The organism is Dietzia sp. B44 (assembly GCF_014145245.1).
GTDB lineage: Bacteria > Actinomycetota > Actinomycetes > Mycobacteriales > Mycobacteriaceae > Dietzia > Dietzia natronolimnaea.
In genome coordinates this window covers 1-2882 of record NZ_JAALEF010000295.1, presented here as the reverse complement: position 1 = coordinate 2882, position 2882 = coordinate 1, and the positions used below count along the sequence as shown (strand labels likewise).

Genomic DNA, 2882 nt, shown 5'->3' with positions numbered 1-2882 from the left:
TCCACATGGAGGCGGGCCGGCGGCCGTCGACGCGGATCAGGCGAGTGCAGCCAGCGCGGAGTCGTAGTCCGGCTCGGTGGTGATCTCGTCGACGAGCTGGGTGTAGACCACCGTGCCGTCGGCGTCGAGCACCACGACCGAGCGGGCGCACAGGCCGGCCAGGGGGCCGTCGGCCATCTTGACGCCGTACGTCGAGGCGAAGTCGCTGCGGAAAGTGGAACCGGCGGAGGCGTTCTCGATGCCCTCGTCGGCGGAGAAGCGCTTGAGCGCGAACGGGAGGTCCGCCGAGACGTTGATGACCGCGGTGTTGTCCAAGTCCGTGGCCTTCTCGTTGAAGGTGCGGACCGACTGGGCGCAGACGCCAGTGTCGACGCTCGGGAAGATGTTGAGCACGACGCGCTTGCCCGCGAGCGACTCGGAGGTCACGGGCGCCAGGTCCGTGCCGACCAGGTCGAAGGCCGGAGCGGTGGTGCCGACGGCGGGGAGCTCGCCGGACGTGGAGACGGGGTTTCCCTTGAATGCGGTGGTTGCCATGCGTCCGTTCTACCGGACGGCGGGCGCGGGCGGCGCGGGCACCGCCTGGCCGGTCTGGTCCACCGCCCGCCACAGGTACCAGGAGGCGACCGACCGGTAGGGGGCCCAGCTCTCGGCACGGGTGAGCATCCGGGTGGCGGTGGGGGGTCCGTCGAGTCCCGTGACCCGCTCGAATCCGCGCCGGACGCCGACATCGGCCACGGGGAACACGTCGGGCCTGTCCAGCAGGAAGATCAGCAGCATCTCCACCGTCCACCGGCCCACCCCGCGGACGGTGGTCAGGGAGGCGACCACCTCCTCGTCGTCGAGTTCCTCCAGCTCCGCCAGGGTGGGGATCCGTCCGGTCCCCACCGCGTCGGCGAGGTCGCGGAGCGCGGCGATCTTGGGTCGGGAGACCCCGCAGGTACGGATCTCGTCGTCGGAGAGGGTGGTGAGGAGGCCGGGGTCGAGATGCCGGGGCCCGGCCGCCCGCTCCCTGAGGCGACCGGCGATCGTCGCGGCCGCCTTGACCGACAGTTGCTGGGATAGGATCGAGGAGGCCAGGCGGTCGAACAGGGTGTGCGGTCCGGCGTCCGGGGCGGGCGCGAGGGTGCACGGACCGACGGTCTCGATGTGGCGTCCGAGCTCGGGGTCCGCTCGGGAGAGGTATCGGACCGCGGCCGATTTGTCGTATCCTGCGGGCATACGAGCAGGGTACCGGGCGGTTTTCTGGACCATCCTGCCTCACGGGTAACAGCGGTACCGTGGCCGACGATAACTATCGGATCACGAAATGAGTCACACAGTTTTCTCGGGGGAGGAACGCCATCGTGCGTAGGACACACATCCGTCTCGCAGCGGTCGCGGCCACGGCGGCGCTCGCGCTGGGGGCCGGTGCAGGGACCGCATCCGCGGGTTCGGCGGAGCTTCCGTCGGGCACCGCGCTCTACAACGGGCTGACCATGGTGGGCTGCCAGTATGTCGACCAGTCGATGCTGCAGATGTGCGGCGGCCTGGACGCGCTCACGAGCGACGACCCGGCGGTGCTCACGGTCAATCCGTTCACCACCGACATCGTGATCCTGGGCGCGGGCCTCTATCCCGACGGGGGGATCCGGCCGGTGCTGGAGGAGCGGCTGAGGACAGGCTTCCGGCTCGCGCGGGAGTACCCCACAGCCCGCATCATCGTGACCGGTGGAGTCCCGCAGAACGGCCGCACGGAGGCCCGCGCGATGGGCGACTGGCTCCGCGGCGCCGGGATCGCACCGTGGCGGATCACCGAGGAGGGCAACTCCAACTCGACGGTCCAGAACGCCCGGTTCACCGACCAGATCTTCCGCGAGCGCGGGACCACCGGCGCGGTCGTGGTCTCCACGGGCGACCACGTCCAGCGTGCGGTGCTCAACTTCCGCCAGGCGGTCGACGGCCGGATTCCGGTGACCGGAGTGGTGGCCCGGGGCTGACCCGGGGCTGACCCGGGGCTGATCTGGGGCTGGCCCGGGCTCAGACGCGGGAGGGAACAAACCGCCGGGGCCCGGAGTTGTATGACGCGACAGCAATTACCGTCCCGTCAGAGGAGATGCCAGTGTCCGCCATCCGTCAGGTAGTCCCGCTCGGCGCGCAGTGGCCCGGTGTCGACCCGTTCCTGTTCGCGGTCCACCACCGCGACGAGTTCCCCGCGGCCGAGGGGGAGACCATGCGTCCCGCGGCCTCCCTGGAGGGCCGGTCCATCGGAGGCGACTTCTCCGGCAAGGACGGCTGGTCGATGTACCACGGCTCAGAGGTGCCCGGCTTCCCCCAGCACCCACACCGCGGCTTCGAGACCGTCACCGTGGTGCTCGACGGCGTGGTGGACCACTCCGACTCGCTGGGCGCCGCCGCCCGCTTCGGGCACGGTGACACACAGTGGCTCACCGCCGGTGCGGGGATCTCGCACTCGGAGATGTTCCCCCTGCTGGATCCCGACGCGACCAACACCATGGAGTTGTTCCAGATCTGGCTCAACCTCGCCCCCGAGGACAAGTCCGCCGAGCCGTACTTCGACATGTTCTGGTCCGAGGACACCCCGGTCGTCGTCCGCGGTGAGGAGGGGGCCGCCGCGCGCGTCCGGGTGATCGCCGGGGAGATCGACGGGATCCGGGCACTCGACCCGCCACCGCACTCCTGGGCCGCGCGCCCGGACAGCCACCTCGCCATCTGGATCGTCACCCTCGACCCCGGGGTCAGCACCGAGCTCCCGGCGTTCGACCCGTCCGCCTCCCGGGTCCTGTACAACTACGGCGGCGAGCTGACCGCCGACGGGCAGCGGCTCGGCTACGACGCCGCCGTGCTCGCCCCCGAGGCCGTCACCGTGAGCGCGGGCGCGGGCG

Annotated in this window: 4 protein-coding genes; 2 read left to right on the top strand and 2 right to left on the bottom strand. The window is 70.9% G+C overall.

Features of this window, described 5'->3' with window-relative positions:
• Window positions 1-36 precede the first annotated feature (36 nt).
• Together tpx and G6017_RS10360 are read right to left on the bottom strand one after the other, a co-directional pair.
• Window positions 37-534 (bottom strand): thiol peroxidase, encoded by a 498-nt coding sequence (tpx, locus tag G6017_RS10365; RefSeq protein WP_179523696.1) that lies wholly within the window; start codon window positions 532-534, stop codon window positions 37-39.
• 9 nt (window positions 535-543) lie between these two features.
• Window positions 544-1218 (bottom strand): DNA-3-methyladenine glycosylase family protein, encoded by a 675-nt coding sequence (locus tag G6017_RS10360; RefSeq protein ID WP_182617242.1) that lies wholly within the window; start codon window positions 1216-1218, stop codon window positions 544-546.
• Between the two features lie 125 nt (window positions 1219-1343).
• Between G6017_RS10360 and G6017_RS10355 the strand changes: the two genes are divergently transcribed.
• Window positions 1344-1976, top strand: a complete 633-nt coding sequence (locus tag G6017_RS10355) for a YdcF family protein (protein ID WP_179523694.1) — start codon at window positions 1344-1346, stop codon at window positions 1974-1976.
• A gap of 122 nt (window positions 1977-2098) precedes the next feature.
• A partial coding sequence (locus tag G6017_RS10350; protein ID WP_182617241.1) for a pirin family protein occupies window positions 2099-2882 on the top strand: 784 nt, incomplete at its 3' end.

What these genes read in the sequence shown, in the direction of transcription:
- tpx (WP_179523696.1), bottom strand. Translation starts at nt 534, where the DNA reads ATGGCAACCACCGCATTCAAGGGAAACCCCGTCTCCACGTCCGGCGAG.
- G6017_RS10360 (WP_182617242.1), bottom strand. Translation starts at nt 1,218, where the DNA reads ATGCCCGCAGGATACGACAAATCGGCCGCGGTCCGATACCTCTCCCGA.